Origin of the sequence: Streptomyces sp. BE303, assembly GCF_036290945.1 — a bacterium.
GTDB lineage: Bacteria > Actinomycetota > Actinomycetes > Streptomycetales > Streptomycetaceae > Kitasatospora.
The window spans coordinates 26,426-44,803 of the sequence record NZ_JAQYWZ010000850.1 but is presented as its reverse complement, the minus strand read 5'-3'; the positions used below and the strand labels follow the sequence as shown (position 1 = coordinate 44,803).

15 protein-coding genes are annotated in these 18,378 nt (G+C 75.5%); 9 read left to right on the top strand and 6 right to left on the bottom strand.

The genetic code is table 11. The features are described 5' to 3' along the window. Positions 1-1,024 precede the first annotated feature (1,024 nt). Positions 1,025-1,702 carry a polysaccharide deacetylase family protein gene (locus PUR56_RS29705; protein WP_329881337.1) on the top strand — a complete coding sequence of 226 codons (678 nt, stop codon included), beginning with the start codon at positions 1,025-1,027 and terminating at the stop codon, positions 1,700-1,702. A gap of 180 nt (positions 1,703-1,882) precedes the next feature. Here the strand turns inward: PUR56_RS29705 and PUR56_RS29700 are convergent, their stop codons facing one another. Beyond that, positions 1,883-3,256 (bottom strand): MFS transporter, encoded by a 1,374-nt coding sequence (locus tag PUR56_RS29700; RefSeq protein WP_329951215.1) that lies wholly within the window; start codon positions 3,254-3,256, stop codon positions 1,883-1,885. 381 nt (positions 3,257-3,637) lie between these two features. Here PUR56_RS29700 and PUR56_RS29695 point away from each other — a divergent pair, with 381 nt between their 5' ends. The 4 genes from PUR56_RS29695 to PUR56_RS29680 all read left to right on the top strand — a co-directional run bounded on the left by PUR56_RS29695 (position 3,638) and on the right by PUR56_RS29680 (position 6,258). Next, a complete protein-coding gene (locus tag PUR56_RS29695; RefSeq protein ID WP_329881339.1) occupies positions 3,638-3,982 on the top strand; it encodes a WhiB family transcriptional regulator in 345 nt (114 codons plus the stop codon). Positions 3,983-4,190: 208 nt separating this feature from the next. After that, positions 4,191-5,126, top strand: coding sequence for a SigB/SigF/SigG family RNA polymerase sigma factor (locus tag PUR56_RS29690; RefSeq protein WP_329951214.1), 936 nt, complete (start codon positions 4,191-4,193; stop codon positions 5,124-5,126). 120 nt (positions 5,127-5,246) lie between these two features. Then, positions 5,247-5,639, top strand: coding sequence for an STAS domain-containing protein (locus PUR56_RS29685; protein WP_329881341.1), 393 nt, complete (start codon positions 5,247-5,249; stop codon positions 5,637-5,639). Positions 5,640-5,778: 139 nt separating this feature from the next. Further along, positions 5,779-6,258 carry an ATP-binding protein gene (locus tag PUR56_RS29680; RefSeq protein ID WP_329881342.1) on the top strand — a complete coding sequence of 160 codons (480 nt, stop codon included), beginning with the start codon at positions 5,779-5,781 and terminating at the stop codon, positions 6,256-6,258. Positions 6,259-6,338: 80 nt separating this feature from the next. Here PUR56_RS29680 and PUR56_RS29675 read toward each other — a convergent pair whose 3' ends face one another. Beyond that, a complete protein-coding gene (locus PUR56_RS29675; RefSeq protein ID WP_329881343.1) occupies positions 6,339-6,881 on the bottom strand; it encodes a hypothetical protein in 543 nt (180 codons plus the stop codon). A gap of 175 nt (positions 6,882-7,056) precedes the next feature. On the opposite strand from PUR56_RS29675, the gene PUR56_RS29670 reads away from it, so the two are divergent. After that, a complete protein-coding gene (locus tag PUR56_RS29670; RefSeq protein WP_329951213.1) occupies positions 7,057-10,182 on the top strand; it encodes an AfsR/SARP family transcriptional regulator in 3,126 nt (1,041 codons plus the stop codon). A gap of 251 nt (positions 10,183-10,433) precedes the next feature. Then, positions 10,434-11,057, top strand: coding sequence for a hypothetical protein (locus PUR56_RS29665; protein ID WP_329951212.1), 624 nt, complete (start codon positions 10,434-10,436; stop codon positions 11,055-11,057). A gap of 63 nt (positions 11,058-11,120) precedes the next feature. Here the strand turns inward: PUR56_RS29665 and PUR56_RS29660 are convergent, their stop codons facing one another. After that, on the bottom strand, positions 11,121-13,451 hold the full coding sequence (locus PUR56_RS29660; protein WP_329951211.1) for an MMPL family transporter: 2,331 nt from the start codon (positions 13,449-13,451) through the stop codon (positions 11,121-11,123). A gap of 259 nt (positions 13,452-13,710) precedes the next feature. Here PUR56_RS29660 and PUR56_RS29655 point away from each other — a divergent pair, with 259 nt between their 5' ends. After that, the gene (locus PUR56_RS29655) at positions 13,711-14,397 is read left to right on the top strand and encodes a response regulator transcription factor (RefSeq protein ID WP_329881347.1); all 687 of its coding nucleotides are present in this window, start codon (positions 13,711-13,713) and stop codon (positions 14,395-14,397) included. A 45-nt stretch (positions 14,398-14,442) separates the two neighbouring features. On the opposite strand, the gene PUR56_RS29650 is transcribed toward PUR56_RS29655, so the two are convergent. The 3 genes from PUR56_RS29650 to PUR56_RS29640 form a co-directional block, all read right to left on the bottom strand. Further along, positions 14,443-15,633: a serine hydrolase domain-containing protein gene (locus PUR56_RS29650; protein WP_329951210.1), complete on the bottom strand. Its 1,191-nt coding sequence runs from the start codon at positions 15,631-15,633 to the stop codon at positions 14,443-14,445. A 207-nt stretch (positions 15,634-15,840) separates the two neighbouring features. After that, positions 15,841-16,185 carry a hypothetical protein gene (locus PUR56_RS29645; RefSeq protein ID WP_329951209.1) on the bottom strand — a complete coding sequence of 115 codons (345 nt, stop codon included), beginning with the start codon at positions 16,183-16,185 and terminating at the stop codon, positions 15,841-15,843. Between the two features lie 236 nt (positions 16,186-16,421). Beyond that, positions 16,422-17,435: a zinc-binding dehydrogenase gene (locus PUR56_RS29640; RefSeq protein WP_329881350.1), complete on the bottom strand. Its 1,014-nt coding sequence runs from the start codon at positions 17,433-17,435 to the stop codon at positions 16,422-16,424. Between the two features lie 94 nt (positions 17,436-17,529). Between PUR56_RS29640 and PUR56_RS29635 the strand changes: the two genes are divergently transcribed. Next, positions 17,530-18,216, top strand: coding sequence for a TetR/AcrR family transcriptional regulator (locus tag PUR56_RS29635; protein ID WP_329951208.1), 687 nt, complete (start codon positions 17,530-17,532; stop codon positions 18,214-18,216). Positions 18,217-18,378 lie beyond the last annotated feature (162 nt).

Sequence of the window (18,378 nt, the reverse complement as noted above, 5' to 3'; positions counted from 1 at the left end):
GTCGGTGCTGACCTCGATCGGCGAGGTGGAGTCGAGCAGCCGGAAGCAGTGCAGGGGGTCGCCGGGCAGGCAGGAGCCGGTGTCCGGGCGCCGGGCCCGATCGCCGGGCCGGGCGGTGGGCTCCCCCTTCAGCAGGGTCCAGGTGGAGCCGCCGTCGCCGGTCGTCCAGAGGTCGCTCCCGACCTCCAGCACCGGCCGGCCCCGATCGTCCCAGAGGAACGGGGTCCGGTCCTGCGTCGGCGAGGTGGCCACCATCGCGGCCACGGCCAGCGGCACACCCACCACCGCCGACCACGGCCGGCGGCGCCGGGGCGCACGCGCCCGGGTCCACAGCCACCAGCTCAGCCCGAGCAGCGGCAGCGCGGCCAGGTCGGCCGGGTCCCCCTCGATCCGGCTCGGCAGCCCGCTCCACGACCAGATGCCGGAGGCGATCTCACCGCCCGGTGGGCCGGACTTGGCGAAGCCGAAGCTCACCGCCGTGACCAGCAGGCCGATCACCGCGGGCCGGTCGCCGCACAGGCGCAGCGGTGCGCGCACCGGCAGCAGGGCCGCGAGCGGGGTCAGCACCAGGGTCACGAGCAGGGCCGTGACCGGGGGCGCGGCGAGCATCCAGGCGAGGTCGCTGGCCTTGCCGGTGAGCAGGGTGTCCGGCCAGATCCGTTTGCCCACATGGTCGTTGACGACCAGCACCAGAACGGCGCCCAGTGTCCCCGGATGCCCCGCCCAGCGCGCGACGGCGCGCACGGCGTCCCGCTCCCCCGATGTCCCCATGCGCCCGAGTGTTCCGCGCCCGGGACACGACCACGCCACGCCGACATCGCGATCCGGACGCGGCCGAACGTTCCGGGGCCTGGATTCCGGAGCCGGGGCCGGGGGGGTGGGACGCGGTGACGTCGGCAGGCCACGTGCGCACCGTTCGCGGCCGGTTTTGGCGGGTCGCCGGGGCGGTCGCCGGGGCTACCGTGGCGGGATGCGGGCGCGACCGGGAAGGACGGCCTGCGCCGCACAGCCGTTGGGAGGACGGATGTCTTCGCCTCGCGGGGCGGGCCGGCCAGGCCGTACCGCCCGTCTCCTGCTCAGCACCCTGGTCGCGGCCGCCACGGCCGTGATCGCCCTGCCCGCGACCTCGGCGCACGCCGCCGGCCGGGTCGTCTACCTCACCTTCGACGACGGACCGGGTCCGTACACACCGCAGGTCCTCTCCGTCCTGGCCCAGTACGGAGCGCGCGCGACCTTCTTCGAGATCGGCCAGAACGTCGCCCGCTACCCGGAGTTGACGCGGCGGGTGGCGTCGCAGGGGCACAGCGTCCAGAACCACAGCTGGTCGCACCCCGATCTCAGGTCGCTCTCCAAGTCCGCGTTCCGGGACCAGGTGACCGCCACCGACGCCCGGATCCGCGCGCAGACCGGCTCGACGCCGGGCTGTCTGCGCCCGCCCTACGGCGGGGTGAACGCGACCGTCCGGTCCAGGGCGGCCGGGCTGGGCAAGACGGTGAGCCTGTGGAGCGTCGACCCGCAGGACTGGGCACTGCCGGGCCGGGCGGCGATCGAGCGGCGGGTGCTCGCCGGGGTCGGCCCGGGATCGGTCGTGCTGCTGCACGACGGTGGCGGCAACCGCGCCCAGACCGTCGCGGCGCTGCCCGGCATCCTGCGCACCCTGAAGGCACGGGGTTACAGCTTCGGCCTCCTGAACTGCCGCTGACCCCCCGCCGGACGGCGGCCGGGCCGCCGGTGGTCCGGGCAGGACGGGCCGCCGCCCGTCCTGCCCGGCCGCACCGGGCCACCGCGCGTGGCGGTGGCCCGGTCCCGGTGACTCCGGCGCACCGGCCGCCGGGTCCCGGCGGTGTCTGCGGTCCCGACGGCCTCAGCGGTGCCGGCGGCGTCAGCGCACCGGCTGCGGGGCGCGCTGCGCCCGGACCGCCCGGGTCTCCGACGCCGAGGCCGCGCCCAGGCCCGCCCCCCGGGTCTCCTCGGCCCACAGCACGCAGACCAGCAGGCCGACCGCGGTGACGCCGGCCGCGATCAGCATGGTCGGCCCGGTGCCGAGTCCGGTCAGCGACAGCGGCAGCAGGTAGGTGCCGACGGCCGCGCCGATCCGGCTCACGGAGGTCGCGACGCCGACGGCGGTCGCCCGGATCTCGGTCGGGAAGAGTTCGTTGGGGTAGGTCCAGTCGAGCACGTTGGGCCCGCCGCACAGGAAGGCGTACGCACACAGGGCGACGACCGCGACGGCGGCCGGGGCGGCCGGCCACAGGCCCAGCAGGGCCAGCGGGACGATCATCAGGGCGAACGACCAGATGATCACCGGACGGCGGCCCCAGGTGTCGATCAGGCGCAGCGCCGGGTAGCAGCCCAGCAGGAACACCAGGCTCACCAGGCCGGTGCCGAGCGTCTCCAGCACCGTCCCGCCCGGCATGCCGAACGCCGCGAGGATCTGCGGCCCGAAGGTGAGCATCGCGAAGAGCGGTGCGACCTGGCAGAGGAAGAACAGCCCGCAGAACAGGGCCCGGCGCCGGTACGGCGGGGTCATCAGCAGGCGCAGTCCGGTGGCACGGCCGGGCTCGGCCGGCTCGGGCATCAGCTCGCGCCCGTCCACCCGGACGCCGAGGTGCTTCTCGACGACACGGACCGCCTCGCCGACCCGCCCGTTGGCGGCGAGCCAGCGCGGGGACTCCGGCGAGCCCCGGCGGATCACCAGGAACACCACGCACAGCACGGCCGAGCTGGCCAGCATCCACCGCCAGCTGCCCGGCCCCCCGATCCGCAGGAACAGGTAGCCCGTCAGGTAGGCGAGCACCGAGCCGGCGTACCAGGCGACGATCTGCTGGCCGAGCAGACGTCCACGCTGCTTGGCGGGCAGCCACTCGGCCAGCAGCGAGGTCGCGATCGGGTAGTCGGCGGCCACCGCCATGCCGAGCACGAAGCGCAGCAGGGTGATCGCCCAGACGGCGTCGACCCAGAAGGACAGGACCGAGCAGGCGATCATCACGAGCAGGTCGGCGGTGTACATCACCTCCCGGCCGATCCGGTCGGTCAGCACGCCGAAGAGCGCGCCGCCGACGAACATGCCGATCAGGGCCGCGGCTCCGATCAGGCTGACGTCGGTGGCGGAGAGCCCGAGCTCGGGGCGCATGCCGATGAGGGCGACGCCGACGATGCTCAGGATGTACCCGTCGAGCAGGGGTCCGCCGGAGCAGGCGAGGGCGAGCCTGCGGTGGAAGGCGGTATACGGGGCGTTGTCGATGGTGCGTGACATGGAAGTCGGGTCCTCCGGAGCGGACGGCGGTGCTCCCGCACCCCGTACGCCGGCGTAGACGACGGATAGGCGGGCCGCCCCCCGGGGGGAACGGCCCGCTCGCCCGGAAACCGACCGGGCGACCGTCCACAGTTGCCCGCCTTTCCGACCCGGCCGCGGGGGCGAAGGTCAGCACGGGAGAGGACGGAGGTCCCGAATCGGACGGGCCCTCGGCCCCTGCCGGAACGGCGCCCGCCCAGTCGTGACGGGCCGTCCGGGGGTGTCCGCACCCTCCGGGCCGCGCCGTGTGACCCTCGACACCCCGTCGGCTCCCCCGGCCGGGCGGTCCGGCGGCCCCGAGAGCGGCGGTTTACTCCCGGCGGGACGGGTCAGACGGATCCCATGAGCGACCGACCCCGCCGTCCCGGCGTCTTCGACCACCACGGGAGCTGGCAGACCCGCGCGGCCTGCCGGCACGCCGACAGCCGACTCTTCTTCCACCCCAACGGCGAACGCGGTCAGGCCCACGAGGACCGCGACCGGGAGGCCAAACGCGTCTGCGCCCACTGCCCCGTCAGCCGGGCCTGCCTGGAGTACGCCCTGCTGGCCGAGGAGGTCTACGGCATCTGGGGCGGGCTGACCGAGGCCGAACGCGCCGAACTCGTCCGGCCCTCCCGCCGCAGGACCGCCCGCCGAACGGCCACCCACGACAGGGCCTCCTCGCGCGGTTCCCACGACGCGGCGTAGCGGACGCCGCTTCCGCGGGCAGGCACCGCGGCGCGCGCCGTCGGCGTCCCGTGCGGCGCCGGGCACACCGGGCACCGCCGCCGCGTCGGGGGCGCCTCCCCGCGCACCCCCTCCCTCTTCACAAAATCATCACGCGACCGGGGGACATCACCCCGCCGGTCCCGGGTAGAGCCGTCCTCGTCATCGCGGAACCGATGAAAGGACCGACATGGCTGCGCCCAGTGATGCTCTCCTCGCCCCCGCCCCGGCGGCCGTCCCCGGCCGGGCCGGACGAAGGGGTGCCTCCCCCGTCACCGCCCTGCCCGCGCCGACGGCCGTCCGGCCGCTCCAGGACGAACGGCCGGCGCCGTACGTGCTGCCCGATGTACCGGACCCGTCCGAGGTCGCCCCCGCCGACGCCCGCGAGCTGACCCGGGACCTGCTCCTGCGGCTCCGGGACCTGGAGGAGGGCACGCCCGAGTACTCGTACGTCCGGGGCACGCTGATCGAGCTCAACACCTCGCTCGTGCGGTACGCCATGCGCCGCTTCGCCTCCGGCCGCGAGCCGCAGGAGGACCTCCTCCAGGTCGGCACCATCGGTCTGATCAAGGCGATCGACCGTTTCGACCACAGCCACGGCGTGGAGTTCACCACCTTCGCGATGCCCACCATCCTCGGTGAGATCCGCCGGCACTTCCGCGACACCACCTGGGCGGTGCACGTCCCGCGCAGGCTCCAGGAGCTGCGGCTGGCGCTGGCCAAGGCCCAGGAACGGCTCGCCCAGGGCCTCGACCGCGCGCCGACGGTGGCGGAGCTCGCGGAGGACCTCGGCCTCACGCAGGAAGAGATCATCGAGGGGCTCACCGCAGCCAACGGTCACTCCGCCGGGTCGCTGGACTCCTCGGCCGACCCCGACGCCGCGGACTCCCCGCTGCGGCGCCTCGGCGGCGTGGACGGCCGGCTGGAACTGGTCGAGAGCCTGGTCGCGCTGAAGCCGCTGATCGCCGAACTGCCCGAACGCGACCGGCTGATCCTCTCGATGCGCTTCACCGAGGAACTCACCCAGTCCCAGATCGGCGCCCGCCTCGGCGTCTCCCAGATGCACGTCTCCCGCCTGCTCAGCCGAATCCTGAAGCGGCTCCGGGACGGCCTGGACGAGTCCTGAGACGGCCCGAGTCCCCGCCCGTCGCCGAGGCCGGGACCGCGCATCCCCCTGCGCCCCTGGCTGTACGGCCTCTCATCGGCGTAAGGTCACCGAGAGCATCCGGAGAGAAGGGCACGTACCATGCCAGCCCAGGACGACCAGTATCCGGTGGCCGCCCCGGCGGCCACCGTGCCCACCGCACCGGGCGTAGAGGTTCGCCTCGCCGGCACGGAGTCGGCCGTCTGCGCACTGAGCGGCGACCTCGACATCGACAGCCTCGCCCCGGCCGAGCAGGCCCTCACCGAGCTGGTGGCCCAGCGCCCCCGGCGGATGGTCGTGGACCTGCGCGAGGTCGGCTTCTGCGACTCCTCGGGGCTCAACCTGCTGCTGAGGGCGCGGCTCGCCGCCGGCAACGCGGACGTCGAGTTCCGGCTCGCCGCGCCGTCCCCGCAGGTCGCCCGGCTCCTGGAGATCACCGGAGCCGAAGCGGTCTTCTCCATCCACGAGACCGTGCCCGCCGCGCTTGCCTCGTGAGGCGCGGCCGGGCACCCTCCGTGCCCGCCGGGCCCCAGTGGCCCGGCATCCACCCCCAGGCGCAGGAATGACTCCGATGCCCCGGGGCAACCGATCAGACGACCTCTCATCACCCGTGCGAGGAAGGGGTGAGCGACCCATGGCGACGAGCCGCGGCGCGCTCGACGGCAGCCGGTCCGGGAGCGGCCGCCCGGCGAGCGGGCAGCGCCGGCGGCTTCGGCTGGCCGGGCTTCCCAAACCGGTCGCCCGCTCCCGGGCGTTCACCGGCGAAGCACTGGCCGACTGGTCCTGGCTACGGCCCGAGGACGGCGTGGACCCCGACGTGGTCGACGACGTCGTCCTGCTCGTCGCCGAGCTGGTGGCCAACGCGATGATGCACGGCGGGGGCCCGCTGGAGCTGGTGCTCGACGCCACCGAGGCGCGTCTGCGGATCGAGGTCAGCGACGGGTCCTCGACCCTGCCGGAGCTCCGGCTGCCGCACCGGCCCGGAGTGCCCGGCGGGCACGGCCTGTTCATCGTCCAGCGGGCGGCCGACCGCTGGGGCGCCGCGCTGCACGAGAGCGGCAAGGCGGTCTGGGCCGAGATCGACAGCCACCGGCTGGTGCCCGTACAGGGCTGACCGGCCGCCGGGGCGCCACCCGGACCGGGCGCGCCGTGGTCCGCGTCCGGGGCCGGACGCGGACCACGGCGCGGCTGGGGTCAGCTCCAGGGGTTGGCGGGCTGGTCGTTGATGGCGGTCCAGAAACGGGTGTTGTTCGGGATGTCACCGTAGGCCCAGAAGGTCCAGCCACCGGTCTGGGCGAGGTCCGGACCGTAGTGGCCGTCGTGGAACTCGGCCTCGCGCCACCCGGCACCGAACGTGGCCTGGCAGACACTGTCGGCCGCGCCGCGGCTGTTGAGGCGGCTGCCCTTCACCGGGCGGCTGAGCGCCACGGTGCCCTGGGCCCAGCCGTCGTAGAAGCCGATGCTGATGCCGGCCGGGGCCGGGCTGCCGTCCACGTTGAGGCAGAGCACGGGCAGCGAGACCGACGGCGCGGTGTCGCCGTAGTAGGCGTTGCTCGACGTGCCGCCGGGGCCCCCGACGTGGACGGTGTCGTCCGGCCCGTACCCGAGGACCTCCCAGGTCATCCCGTAGTGCGTGGCCGGCCCCGGGGCGGCGTTGGCCGGAACGGCGGTCAGCGGGACCACGACGGCCGCGGTGAGGGCCACCGCGGCAGCGGCGAGGCGCTTGGTGAAGGTCATGGCTGTGTCTCCAGAGATCGCAGGCAAGTAGTGGGAACGCCCCCGGCCTTTCATCGGCCCGGTGCGGGTTCGACCCTCTCAATCGACGGCACCGATCTGGCATGATCTGGTCATCAGATCGTCACCAAACGCGACGGCCTGACAGCGGTGTGCAGCGCCCTGGGGAGGGGAACGCATGGAGTTCGCGATTCTGGGACCGCTGGAGGTGCGGACCGGCACGGCCGGCAGGGTCCGGCTGGGGGGCGACCGGCAGGAGCGGCTGCTCGCGGCCCTGCTGCTGAACGCCGACGGCTCCGTCCCGGTGGCGCGGCTGGTCGACGCCGTCTGGGACGACCGGCCGCCGGCCACCGCCGACCGCCAGGTCCGCAACCTCGCCGGGATGCTCCGCCGGCTCTTCGACCGGGCCGACCCCGGTGGCCCGGCCGTGCTGCTCACCGACGGCCACGGGTACCGGATCTCACTGGACGGCCACCGGCTGGACGCCCGGACCTTCGCCGACCGGATCGCCCGGGCTCGCGCCACCGCCGCAGACGGCGAACCGGCCGCCGCGGCCACGGGCCTGCGGGAGGCGCTCGCCCTGTGGCGCGGCCCCGTCCTGGACGGGCTCCCCGGACAACTGCTGGCGGCGGGCTCCGTCGCGCTGGACGAGCTGCGGCTGACCGCCTGGGAGGACTGTCTCGACCTGGAGGCCGCCCTGGGCCGGCACCGGGCCACAGTGCCGGAACTCACCGCGCTGGTGGCCGACCACCCGCTCCGGGAACGGTTCGTCGGGCAGTTGATGCGGGCCCTGCACCGCTCCGGCCGCACTGCCGACGCCCTCGCGGTCCACCGGCGGTTCGCCGGACGGCTCGCGGAGGAGCTGGGACTCGATCCGAGCAGCGAACTCCAGCTGCTTCATCTGGAGTTGCTCACCACCGGACCGGGCCGTCCGGACGGGCCGCGCCCGGACGGCGGCGGGGCCCGAGGGATCCGCGGCGAGCGGACGGACGACGGGGCGGGCGCCAGAACGACGGGCGCCAGAACGGCCGGTGGCAGCGGAACGGGTGGCAGCCGGACGAGCGGGCACCGGCCCGCCGAGCGCGGGACGGGCGGGCGCGAGCGCCACCCGGAAGCGACCGGGCAGGAGGCACCCGGCCGGTCGACGGCCCGGCAGGAGCGGACGGAGCCGGAGCGTGCGGGGCCGGCGCGGACGGGGCGGGGCGGGGCGGGACGCGGCAGCGCCACGGCGGTGGGCACCGGCCGGGACGGCCCCGGACACGCCGGGCCGGAGAGACCAGCCGGGTCCGTGCCGCGGCCGGCCCAACTGCCACCGCCGTCGGCCACGTTCACGGGCCGTGAGACGGAGCTGGCGACGCTGGACGGGATCGCGGGGCTCGACCGCCCCCCGGCCCCGGACGGGCCCGCCGGGCCGGGCCCGGCCCGCAGGGCGAGGGCGGCCCCGATCTGTGCGGTCTCCGGCAGCGCCGGCGTCGGCAAGAGCACCCTCGTCGTCCACTGGGCCCACCGGATGCGCGACCACTTCCCCGACGGCCAGCTCTACGCCGACCTGCACGGCTTCTCCCCGGGCCCGCCGCTCTCACCCCACGCCGTCCTGGCCCGCTTCCTGCGCGCCCTCGGCACCTCCGGCGAGCACGTCCCCACCGCCCCCGAGGAGGCCGCCGCCCTCTACCGCACCCTCCTCGCCGACCAGCGGATCCTCGTCGTCCTCGACAACGCCCACAGCGCCGAACAGGTCCGCCCCCTGCTCCCCGGCGCCCCCCAGTGCCTGACCCTGGTCACCAGCCGCACCCGCCTCGCCGGCCTCACCGCCCGCGACGGCGCCCGGCCCCTCGCCCTCGGCCTGATGCCCGCCCCCGACGCCCTCGCCCTCCTGCACCGCGTCATCGGCGACGACCGCACCCGCACCGAACCCGCGGCCGCGACCGAACTCGCCACCGCCTGCGGCCACCTCCCCCTCGCCCTCGCGATCACCGCCGCCCGCCTCGCCGAACGCCCCCACCGCACCCTCACCGACCACGTCACGGAACTGCGCGACACCGAGAACCGCCTCACCGCGCTCCAGATCGACGGCGACACCACCTCCGCCGTCCGCACCGCGCTCGGCCTCTCGTACCACGCCCTGCCCACCCCCGCCCGCACCCTCTTCCGGCACCTCGCCCTCGCCCCCACCCCCACCTTCAGCACCGCCGCGGCCGCCGCGCTGCACGGACACCCCATCCACGCCGTCCGCCCGCTCCTCGACCAGCTCGCCACCGCCCACCTCCTCACCCACGAGAACCCCGACCACTACCGCATGCACGACCTGCTCCGCCTCTACGCCACCGAACGCGCCACCGCCGAAACCGGCCCCGCCGCCCGCACCGCCGCCCGCGAACGCCTCTGTACCTGGTACCTCCACCACGCCGACGCCGCCGCCCGCCTCCTCACCCCCCACCGCCGCCGGCTCCCCCTCACCACCCCCGGCGCCTGGTACGAGTCCCCGGCCTTCACCACCGCCACCCAGGCCCGGCAGTGGTGCGAGAGCGAACACACCCACCTGCTCGACACCGTCCGCACCGCCGCCCGGCACGGCCTCGACGACGTGGCCTGGCGGCTACCGGCCGCCCTGTGGGGCTACTACTTCCTCAGCCCCCACCTCGACGACTGGGAGGAAGCGGCCCGCCTCGCCGTCGCCGCCGCCCACCGCGCCGGTGACCCCCACGGCGAGGGCCGCACCAGGAACGACCTCGCCACCGCCCTCACCGCGCTCGGCCGCCATGACGACTCCCTCACCGAGCTCCGCCGGGCCCGCGCCCTCCTCGCCTCCGTCGGCGACCGGGTCGGTGAAGCCCTCGTCATCGGCAACCTCGGCGACCACAGCCTCCACACCGGCGCCTACGGGCAGGCCCGCGTGTACCTCCAGGGAGCGCTCGCCCTGCTGCGGGCGCAGCCGGCGGACCGCCGGGACGACTGGGCGATCGGGGCCTGCGAGACCAACGTCGGCGTGAGCGCGATGCGGGCCGGCCGCACCGGGGAGGCGGACGAGTACCTGCACCGGGCGCTCGACCGCCACCGCTCGACCGGGAACCCCGTCCTGGAGAGCATCACCCTGTTCCACCTGGGCGACCACCACCGCCGTCTGGACCGGCCCGAGCAGGCCGCCGAGCGTCTCCACCAGGCGCTGGCCGTGATCGACGGCAGCACCGGGAACCCGCGGCTGCGCGCCGAGGTGCTGGCGGCACTGGCCGATCTGGGGGAACGGGCGGGCCGCGGCGAGCGGGCCGACCACGGCACGTCGACCGGCCTGCGGCGCACGGGCTGACCGTCCGGGCCGCGCCGTCCGCCGCACCGACCACGCGGACCGGCCGGCTCGGGGCCGGTTGTCGCCCGGGCGGGTGGTCGGGACGCCGGCACGGCAGGGCGGGGGCGGTGCGGGGGGCCGGGCGTGCTCGGATGGCGGAGAGTCCGGCCGGGGCCGGCACGGCGGGCCGTCGCCCCCAGGGGCTGCGGGCGTGCTGGCGGTCGAGGGGCTCCGGCGGGCCCGGGCGACCGGCCGAGGGCGAGGAGGGGACGATGCGGCGCACCGCGATGGCGGCCGTGGTGTCGGCGGCGGTGCTGGCGATCGCGGCGGTCGGACCGGCCGGGCCGCCGGTCGACGACGGGGCGGGCGCGGCGGCCGGGCAGCGGGCGCCGTCGTGGTCCGGGGACTTCGGCGGGCGCGGCGGGTTCGACGACTTCGACGACCTGGGCGGCCTCGGCGACCTCGCCGGAACCGCCGGAACCGCCGGAACCGCCGGATCCGCGGGGGCCGACGCCCTCGGCGGCTTCGGCCGGCCCGGCGACCCGGCCGGGACCGGTGGCGGACGCCTGCGGGTGCTCGCCGGGGTCCTGCGGCAGGACCGGCCCGGCAGCGGCTGGTACCTGGTCGGCGGGGCGCACCTGGCGCTCGGCCTCCAGGTCGTCTCCGCCGACCACGAGCAGATCGTGCTGCGCTTCCCACCCGCCCGCCGGGTGGTGTCCGTGCTCTGCGGGCCCGACGAGACGTACGCGCCGCAGGGATTCACCTGCGGCGCGTCCGTCTCGCTCGACCGGGTCACCGTCCGCCTCGGCCGCAACGGGCGGCCCGCCGACCCGGCCGTCACCAGTGCCGGCGAGTACGCCAACTTCTGGTTGCTCGGACTCGTCGAGCGGCGCTGACGGCCGGGGCGGTATCCGGAGCTGGGGCGGTACTCGGGAGCCGGGGCGGTCCCGGCGGCCGGGTCAGCGCTCGGCCGGTGCCGTCCAGGACGGCTCCGCGGCCGGTGCCCAGGCCCGGTCGTCGCCCGGGCCCTGTTCCGTCGCCTCCCACGAGCGCTCCGTGTCGGGGCGCGGACGGCCCCGTCGGCCGCCGGGGCGCACCGGCCACCAGAGTCCGCGGCCGAGCAGGACCGCCAGCGCGGGCACCAGGACGACGGAGAGCAGGAACGCGGAGAGCAGGATGCCGAGCGCCGTCGCGAAGCCGACCTGCTGGGTGGACGGCTGCGGGGTGACCGCCAGGCCGGCGAACGACCCGGCCAGTACCAGGCCCGCCGTCGCGATGGCCGGCGTGGTGTGCCGGACGGCCCTGGCGACCGCGGCCCGGGCGGGCCCGGGGCGCTCCATCTCCTCCCGGATCCGGTCGCTGATCAGGATGTTGTAGTCGGTGCCCAGCGCGACGACGAAGAGGAACAGCACCAGCGGGAGGGTGAAGTTGACGCCCGGCTTGTCCAGCGCGTGCTGGAACACCAGCGCGGACGCACCGAGGGTGGCCGCGAAGCCGAGGCCCACGGAGAGCAGCAGGACGACCGGCGCGAGCAGGCTGCGCAGCAGGACGAGCAGGATCAGCCCGATCAGACCGGCGGCGACCGGGAAGACCAACCGGAGGTCGTGGTCGACGGCGGTCGAGACGTCGGCGAAGACCGCCGGGGTGCCGCCGACGTGCGCCGCCAGCCCGTTCGGGGTGTTCGCCGCGACCGCCGCGCGGACCGGTCCGGAGACGAGGTCGCGCGCCGCGCCGGACTGCGGGTCGGCGGTCAGGAAGAGGTCGATCCGGACGGCCCGGCGGCTCTCGCTCAGTACCGGCGTGCCCGCCTGGCCGACGCCCTCGACCCGGGCGAGCGCCTTGGCCAGGCCGTCGACCGCGCCGACGGTGAGCGGACCGCCGTCCCGCGCCTCGACGAGGACGGTGGTCGGGTCGGACACCCCGGCGGGCAGGGCGCGGGAGATCTCGGCGGCGGTGCTCTGGGCGGCGGTCCGCGGGCCGCCGCCGAAGCCGTAGTCCATCCGGATCCCGATCAGACCGGCGGCCAGCGCACCCATCAGGGCGACCGAGCCGACGACCATGGTCAGCGGGCGGCGGGCCACGAGGTCCCCGAACCGGGCGGACGCGCCCGCGGCGGGTTCACGGCGCAGGGAGCGCGAAGGCCAGAACAGGGCCCGTCCGGTGGCCGCCAGCACGGCCGGCATCAGGGTGAGGCCGGCCAGCAGCATGACCAGGACCGAGACGGCGACGGCCGGGCCGAGCACCCGGAACTGCCCGAAGCTCGCGATCCCGAGGGTGGCGAAGGCGGCGACGATGGTCAGCGCGGCCGACGTGATCGCGGTGCCGACCCGGGCGCCGACCTCGGCCGCGACGGCGCGGTGGTGGCGGTCCGGGCGGGCTCGCAACTCCTCGCGGAAGCGGAACATCAGGAAGAGGAAGTAGTCGATCCCGATCCCGAGCAGCACCACCGCGATCAGGCTCGGCACGGAGGGGTCGAGCTTGATGTCGGCCAGCAGCGCGGTGCCGACGACCGCGCCGCTCGCCACCCCGCCGATCAGGGCCACCGAGACCAGCGGCACGAGGGCCGCCATGACGCTGCGGAACACCAGCACGTTGAGCAGCATGATCAGCACGACCGAGCCGATCGAGGCGATCTTGCCGAGCGTCTCGCTGTCGTCGGCGGAGTCGATCTGCTCGGCCAGGGCGCCGGTGAAGCCGGTCCGCAGGCCGGCGTCGGCGAACTGGGCCCGGGCGCCGTCCCGGAACGCCCGGTAGGTGCCGTGCAGTCCCGGGTCCGCCGAGTTCCCGGTGAGGCTGGCGGTGAGCAGCTCGAAGGTCCGGTCCGGCGCGACCATGGCCGGGGCGACCTGGGGGACCTGCGAGTAGTCCTTCCGCAGCAGGGCCGGGGCGTCGTCGGTCACGGGCATCGTGACCTTCGACCGGCCGAGCTTCTCGGCCACCCCGGCGACGCGCTGCCGGTCCGCGTCGGTGAGCGCCGCGCCGTCGGCCCGCGCGACCAGGACGGTGACCGGGTTGGCGTCGGCCTTGGCCCCGAAGTGTTCCTGGGCGATCGTCGTGGCGGCGGCCGAGTCGTAGCTCCTGGGCAGGAAGTCGGCCGTCTGGGTCTGGGTCACCCGGAAGATCAGGGCCTGGCTGAGAACGGTCAGGAGCATTCCCAGGACCGCCCAGACGGCGATGACCTTCCACGGATTCCTGGTGGAGAATCCGGTCAGGGCGCGGATCACGATGTCCTCCGGCTGTGGTGCGACTGCCGGGGTCTCCCGGCAGATCTCAAGCTCATCAGCCCGCATCCGCCGTTTCCTCCGAGCCCAGGACGAGAACGCCACCGGGACCGCGGTCTCCCGCCCCCTCCCCGACCGGGACCGTGGTCCCGGTCGGGGAGGGGGCGGGAGACCGGGACCGGCACCCTGACGACACCTCACCGGTACCCGTGGTCACGGGGCCCGGACCGGAGCGGGTACGGTCTGACCGGAATGCGGGAACGTGTCACGTCCCCGCCGCAGGGCGGGGCGGACCGGACGCGCCGGTCGAGGGAGAGGAACTGCTCGGATGACGGCACCACCGGAGCCGATCAAGGTGCTGATCGCGGACGACCAGCCACTGGTACGTCGCGGACTGGCCCTGATCCTGTCCCCCGACCCGGGGTTCGACGTGGTCGCCGAGGCGGAGAACGGCGAGCAGGCGGTCGCCCTCGCGCACCGGCACCGGCCGCACGTCGTGGTGATGGACATCCGGATGCCGGTCCTCGACGGCGTCGCGGCGACCGAGCGGCTGTCCCGCGAGCTGCCCGAGTGCCGGGTGCTCGCGCTGAGCACCTTCGACATGGACGAGTACGTGGTCGCCGCCCTGCGCGCGGGGGCCTGCGGGTTCCTGCCCAAGGACATCTCCCCGGAGGAACTGCTCTCGGCGGTCCGTACCGTCCACACGGGCGAGGCGGCGGTGGCCCCACGCCTGCTCACCCGTCTGATCTCCTCCTACGTCACCTCGGCCCGGCCGCCGCAGCCGGCGGCACCGGCCACCGGCCTGGGCGAGCTGACGCCGCGCGAGGTCGAGGTGTGGCGCCTGCTGGCCACCGGGCTCGACAACACGGAGATCGCGGGGGCGATGGAGATCAGCGTCTCCACGGTCAAGAACTACATCACCAGCATCTTCGGCAAGCTCAGCGTCCGCGACCGCGCCCAGGCGGTGATCGCGGCCTACGAGTCCGGCCTGGTCGAGGCCCGGCCGGCGGGCTGACCCGGGGGCGGGCCGGTGACCGGCCCGCCCCCACCCCGCCGGGGGTCAGCGGCAGAAGGCCGCGTCCACGGCGTCCGCCATGTGCCGCACCGTCGCCTCGTTGTCCGGGACGGCGGTCACGGTGATGTTGACGGCGCGCCCGTCCTCGGTGACGCCGCCCCGCGACCGGAACGCCTGGGTGGTGCCGCCGTGGCCCCAGTACACGCCGCCGCACGAGAGCGGCCTGCTCTGCAGGCCCAGCCCGTAGCGGATGCCGGGGCCCAGCTCCTCGGCCGGCACGGTGGTGCGCATCTCGGCGAGCTGCGCCGGCGGCAGCAGCCGCCCGTCGAGCAGGGCCGTGTAGAAGCGGTTGAGGTCGGTGTCGGTCGAGACGACCGCGCCCGCCGCCCAGGCCACCGACGAGTCCATGTCGGTGAACTCCCGCAGCGGCCCGCCCGGTTCGCTCCGGACGTAGCCCTTGGGGTGGCGCTCGTGGATGGCGAGGTCCCCTGGGGCGGGGAAGTAGGTGTGGCGCAGCCCGATCCGGTCGATCACCCGCCGGGTGATCTCCTCACCGACGGGCCGGCCGGTGACCTTCTGGACGATCAGGCCGGCCACCAGGTAGTTGGTGTTGTTGTACTCCCACTTCGTGCCCGCCGGGAAGCGGGCCTTGCGGGCCAGCGCCATGTCGATCAGTTCGCGGGGCTCGAAGTAGCGGTACCGCACCGCGGTGAGGTCGGCCAGCGCCGGGTCCTCCAGGTACTCGGGCAGGCCGCTGGTGTGCTGGAGCAGCTGCCGGACGGTGACGGTCCGTCCGTCGAACCCGTCACCGCGCAGCAGGCCCGGCAGGTAGGTGGCGACCGGGGCGTCCAGGCGGACCTTCCCCTCGGCGACCAGCTGCAGCACGGCGACGGCGGTGAACGCCTTGGTGTTGCTGCCGATCCGGACCTGCCCGCCGACGGGCACGGCGGCGCCGGTCGCGAGGTCCCCGACGCCGGCGGTGTAGGTGCGGGTCCGGCCGTCGCGGCCCCGTACGGCGGCCAGGGCGGCCGGCAGGCCGTCGTCGCGCACCAGCGCGTCGAGGCTCCGCCGGACGGAGTCGGGCCCGGCAGCGGCGGGTGCCGGGTCGGGTTCGGAGGCGAGGGCGGCGGGCGCACCGGCCGCCGTCAGGCCGGCGACCACGGCCGCGGCCAGTGCGGCGGCCACCGCGGCTCGGCGACGGCCCGTCCCGGTCCGGCGCGTTGCGTGTTCGGTCATGAAGCGACTCCCCTGGTGGAAGGCGCCGGGAGCTCCCGGCGCCTTCCAGAGGACCATGCGGGAGCAGGGCGGTTCGTCCGCGTCCGGAAGGAGAGCCGAGGCAGGAGCGTGCTCCGGGAGGGGCCACCGCTTGGGACCGTGCTCCCGGGGACAGGCCGGGCCGGGTCCGGTCGGGTCGGGCCGCCGTGCGTGGCCTGCCGTGCGCGCCTACGACTGGTCCCAGACGTCGACGGTCAGCGTCCGGTCGGCCGGGCAGGCGGCGATCAGGTCGGGGTGCAGCTCGTGGCTCCACACCCGGACGTCGGGCCGGGCGCCGGGGATCGCGTCGCCGTCGAACAGCGGCAGTACCTCGCCCGCGCGGACGGTGAAGCGGTTGGGGTAGCCGTCGAAGGACAGCTGCTCGGCCTTCCCGCTCGCGGCGAGCTCCATGATCCAGTCCGCCCCGAAGAGCCCGGTCTCCCATGTGGCGAGGACCACACGACTGCCCGCGCCGTCCACGGTCTCGTCGGCCTGCGGGCCCGGTGCCGACACGATGATGAACCAGCCGAGCATGCGACACGCTCCCCTTCGGTCCGCTGCGGATCGGTCGAGAGCCTACGCGGGTCAGGCCGGCGGCACACCGCTTCGGCGAACCTCCCCGGGTAGGGCCCGCGAACGTGCGGCGGGGCCGGAGGAGGCCGCCGGCGGTGCGAGCCCTGCGGGCGGACCGGCCCGGCCCCGGTCACGGCCGGCCCGGTCCGGCCCGGGGCTGGAGGTCAGGGCCGGGGCAGGAGGTCAGGGCCAGGAGGTCAGGGCTTGAGGATCAGCCGGATCGGGTCGCCCTTCTTCTGCTCCAGCGCCTCCACCGCGTGGGCGGCGTCGGCCAGCGAGAAGGTGCCGCTGACGGACCGGGAGAACTCCAGCCGGCCGCCGCGCACCAGGTCGACGAGGTCGATGACGTCCTGCGGTCCGGAGCCGTAGTGGCCCCGGATCTGCTGGCGCAGGTAGCTGACGAGGGTGCCGTTGGTGACGGTCAGCGGCTTGTCGGTCAGACCGACCAGCACCAGGCGGCCGTGCTCCCCGAGCGAGGCCATCGCCTGCTCGCGCACCGGCGCGACGCCGGCGAAGTCGAACGCGGCGGCCAGCGGGCGGCCCCGGGTGGCGGCACGCAGGCGGTCGGCGAACGCGGGGTCGGCGGGGTCGAGGGCGGCGTCCGCGCCGAAGGCCAGTGCGCGTTCGCGGGCCGCGGGCAGCGGGTCGACGGCCACGATCGGGTAGGCACCGACGGCGCGGAGCAGCTGGACGCCGTGGGCACCGAGGCCGCCCACGCCCCAGACGCCGACGGCCTCGGCCGGGCGGACCGCGCCGGTGGACGTGATGGCCGCCCACGGGGTGGAGACCGCGTCCGGGACGAAGCAGGCCTGCTCGAAGGGCAGGTCGTCGGGGATGGGCACCAGGGTGGTGGCGGTGGCGAGCGCGAACTCGGCCCAGCCGCCGTCGTAGTCCACGCCGCGGGTGTAGACGACGCCGTCGCGGGTCTCGCCGGCCTGGAGCAGCACGCGGTCGCCGACCGCGGCGGTGGTGACGCCCGCACCGAGGGTGTGCACGGTACCGGCGACCTCGTGACCGAGGGTGACGGTGTCGCCCTGGAGGAAGAGCGGCTTGAGCATGCCCTGGATCAGGTGGACGTCGGACAGGCAGACACCGGCGGCCTCGACCTTGATCAGGACCTCGCCCGGGCCGGGCGAGGGCACGGGCACCTCCTGGACGGCGAAGGCTCCCTTCGCGACGTCGAGCCGGCCGGCGAGCATCGTGGCGGTCATTCCGGTTCCCTTCCACAGGGGGCGGCGGTCGGTGGGCGCGCCGCTCCGCACTTACTTGTTGTTCGACAAGCAAGTTGCACTCTACCATGGTGGTATGCCTACGCACGAAGCCCCGGACCCGTCCGCCCGGCCGCCCCGCCCCTCCCGGCCCTCGTCCGGCGGATCCGGCGAGCCGCCCCGTCGGACCCAGGCCGAGCGCCGCGCCCGGGCCGAGGCCGCACTGCTCGCCGCCGCCGCCCGGCTGGTCGCCGAACACGGCAGCGCCGGGGTGACCCTCGCCCGGGTCGGCGAGGAGGCCGGGTTCAGCCGCGGCCTCGCCACCCACTACTTCGGCTCCAGGGCCGCACTGCTGACCCGGCTCCAGGAGGAGGCGCTCTCCGAGGCGATGGCGGCAGCGGCACCCGAGCGCAGCGGCTCCGACCCCGTCGAGGAGCTCTGCCGGTTCGCCCGGGCCTGCCTGGACGGGGTGCGACGGCCGACCGACCTGGGGCGGGCGTTCGTCGTCCTGGGCGCCGAGGCCCTCGCCGGATCGTCCGAACTCACCGACGCCGTCGCACGGTTGGACGCCCGGATGCGCGGCTGGGTGGCCGGCGTGGTCCGCCAGGGCGCGGCCGACGGGCAGGTCCGGGCCGGCGTGGACCCGGACGCCTACGCGGTGGCGCTGGTCGGCCTGCTCAAAGGGCTGATCGTGCAGGCCGCCGCCGCTCCCGAGTCCTTCGCGGTGGACCTCGCGGGCACGGAGGCCGAGCGGTGGATCCGCCTCGCCCTCACCGCGCCCTGACGGCCCGCCCCTCCTCGCGACCGACCGGCGGCCGAGGCGCTCCGGCTCCTCGGCACTTCGGCGCTCCGGCGCTTCGGCGCTTCGGAGTTGACGAATCTGTCCATGAAAAGGTCTTCTGTACAACGGAGTCGGCCTTCGCACCCCGCCGGTGACGGCGGCGGG

Bases quoted from the DNA above. Each gene is read 5' to 3' on its own strand.
- PUR56_RS29685 (WP_329881341.1), top strand. From the start codon at position 5,247: ATGCCAGCCCAGGACGACCAGTATCCGGTGGCCGCCCCGGCGGCCACC.
- PUR56_RS29675 (WP_329881343.1), bottom strand. From the start codon at position 6,881: ATGACCTTCACCAAGCGCCTCGCCGCTGCCGCGGTGGCCCTCACCGCG.
- PUR56_RS29655 (WP_329881347.1), top strand. From the start codon at position 13,711: ATGACGGCACCACCGGAGCCGATCAAGGTGCTGATCGCGGACGACCAG.
- PUR56_RS29695 (WP_329881339.1), top strand. From the start codon at position 3,638: ATGAGCGACCGACCCCGCCGTCCCGGCGTCTTCGACCACCACGGGAGC.
- PUR56_RS29690 (WP_329951214.1), top strand. From the start codon at position 4,191: ATGGCTGCGCCCAGTGATGCTCTCCTCGCCCCCGCCCCGGCGGCCGTC.
- PUR56_RS29680 (WP_329881342.1), top strand. From the start codon at position 5,779: ATGGCGACGAGCCGCGGCGCGCTCGACGGCAGCCGGTCCGGGAGCGGC.
- PUR56_RS29700 (WP_329951215.1), bottom strand. From the start codon at position 3,256: ATGTCACGCACCATCGACAACGCCCCGTATACCGCCTTCCACCGCAGG.
- PUR56_RS29670 (WP_329951213.1), top strand. From the start codon at position 7,057: ATGGAGTTCGCGATTCTGGGACCGCTGGAGGTGCGGACCGGCACGGCC.
- PUR56_RS29660 (WP_329951211.1), bottom strand. From the start codon at position 13,451: ATGCGGGCTGATGAGCTTGAGATCTGCCGGGAGACCCCGGCAGTCGCA.
- PUR56_RS29640 (WP_329881350.1), bottom strand. From the start codon at position 17,435: ATGACCGCCACGATGCTCGCCGGCCGGCTCGACGTCGCGAAGGGAGCC.
- PUR56_RS29645 (WP_329951209.1), bottom strand. From the start codon at position 16,185: ATGCTCGGCTGGTTCATCATCGTGTCGGCACCGGGCCCGCAGGCCGAC.
- PUR56_RS29650 (WP_329951210.1), bottom strand. From the start codon at position 15,633: ATGACCGAACACGCAACGCGCCGGACCGGGACGGGCCGTCGCCGAGCC.
- PUR56_RS29635 (WP_329951208.1), top strand. From the start codon at position 17,530: ATGCCTACGCACGAAGCCCCGGACCCGTCCGCCCGGCCGCCCCGCCCC.
- PUR56_RS29705 (WP_329881337.1), top strand. From the start codon at position 1,025: ATGTCTTCGCCTCGCGGGGCGGGCCGGCCAGGCCGTACCGCCCGTCTC.
- PUR56_RS29665 (WP_329951212.1), top strand. From the start codon at position 10,434: ATGCGGCGCACCGCGATGGCGGCCGTGGTGTCGGCGGCGGTGCTGGCG.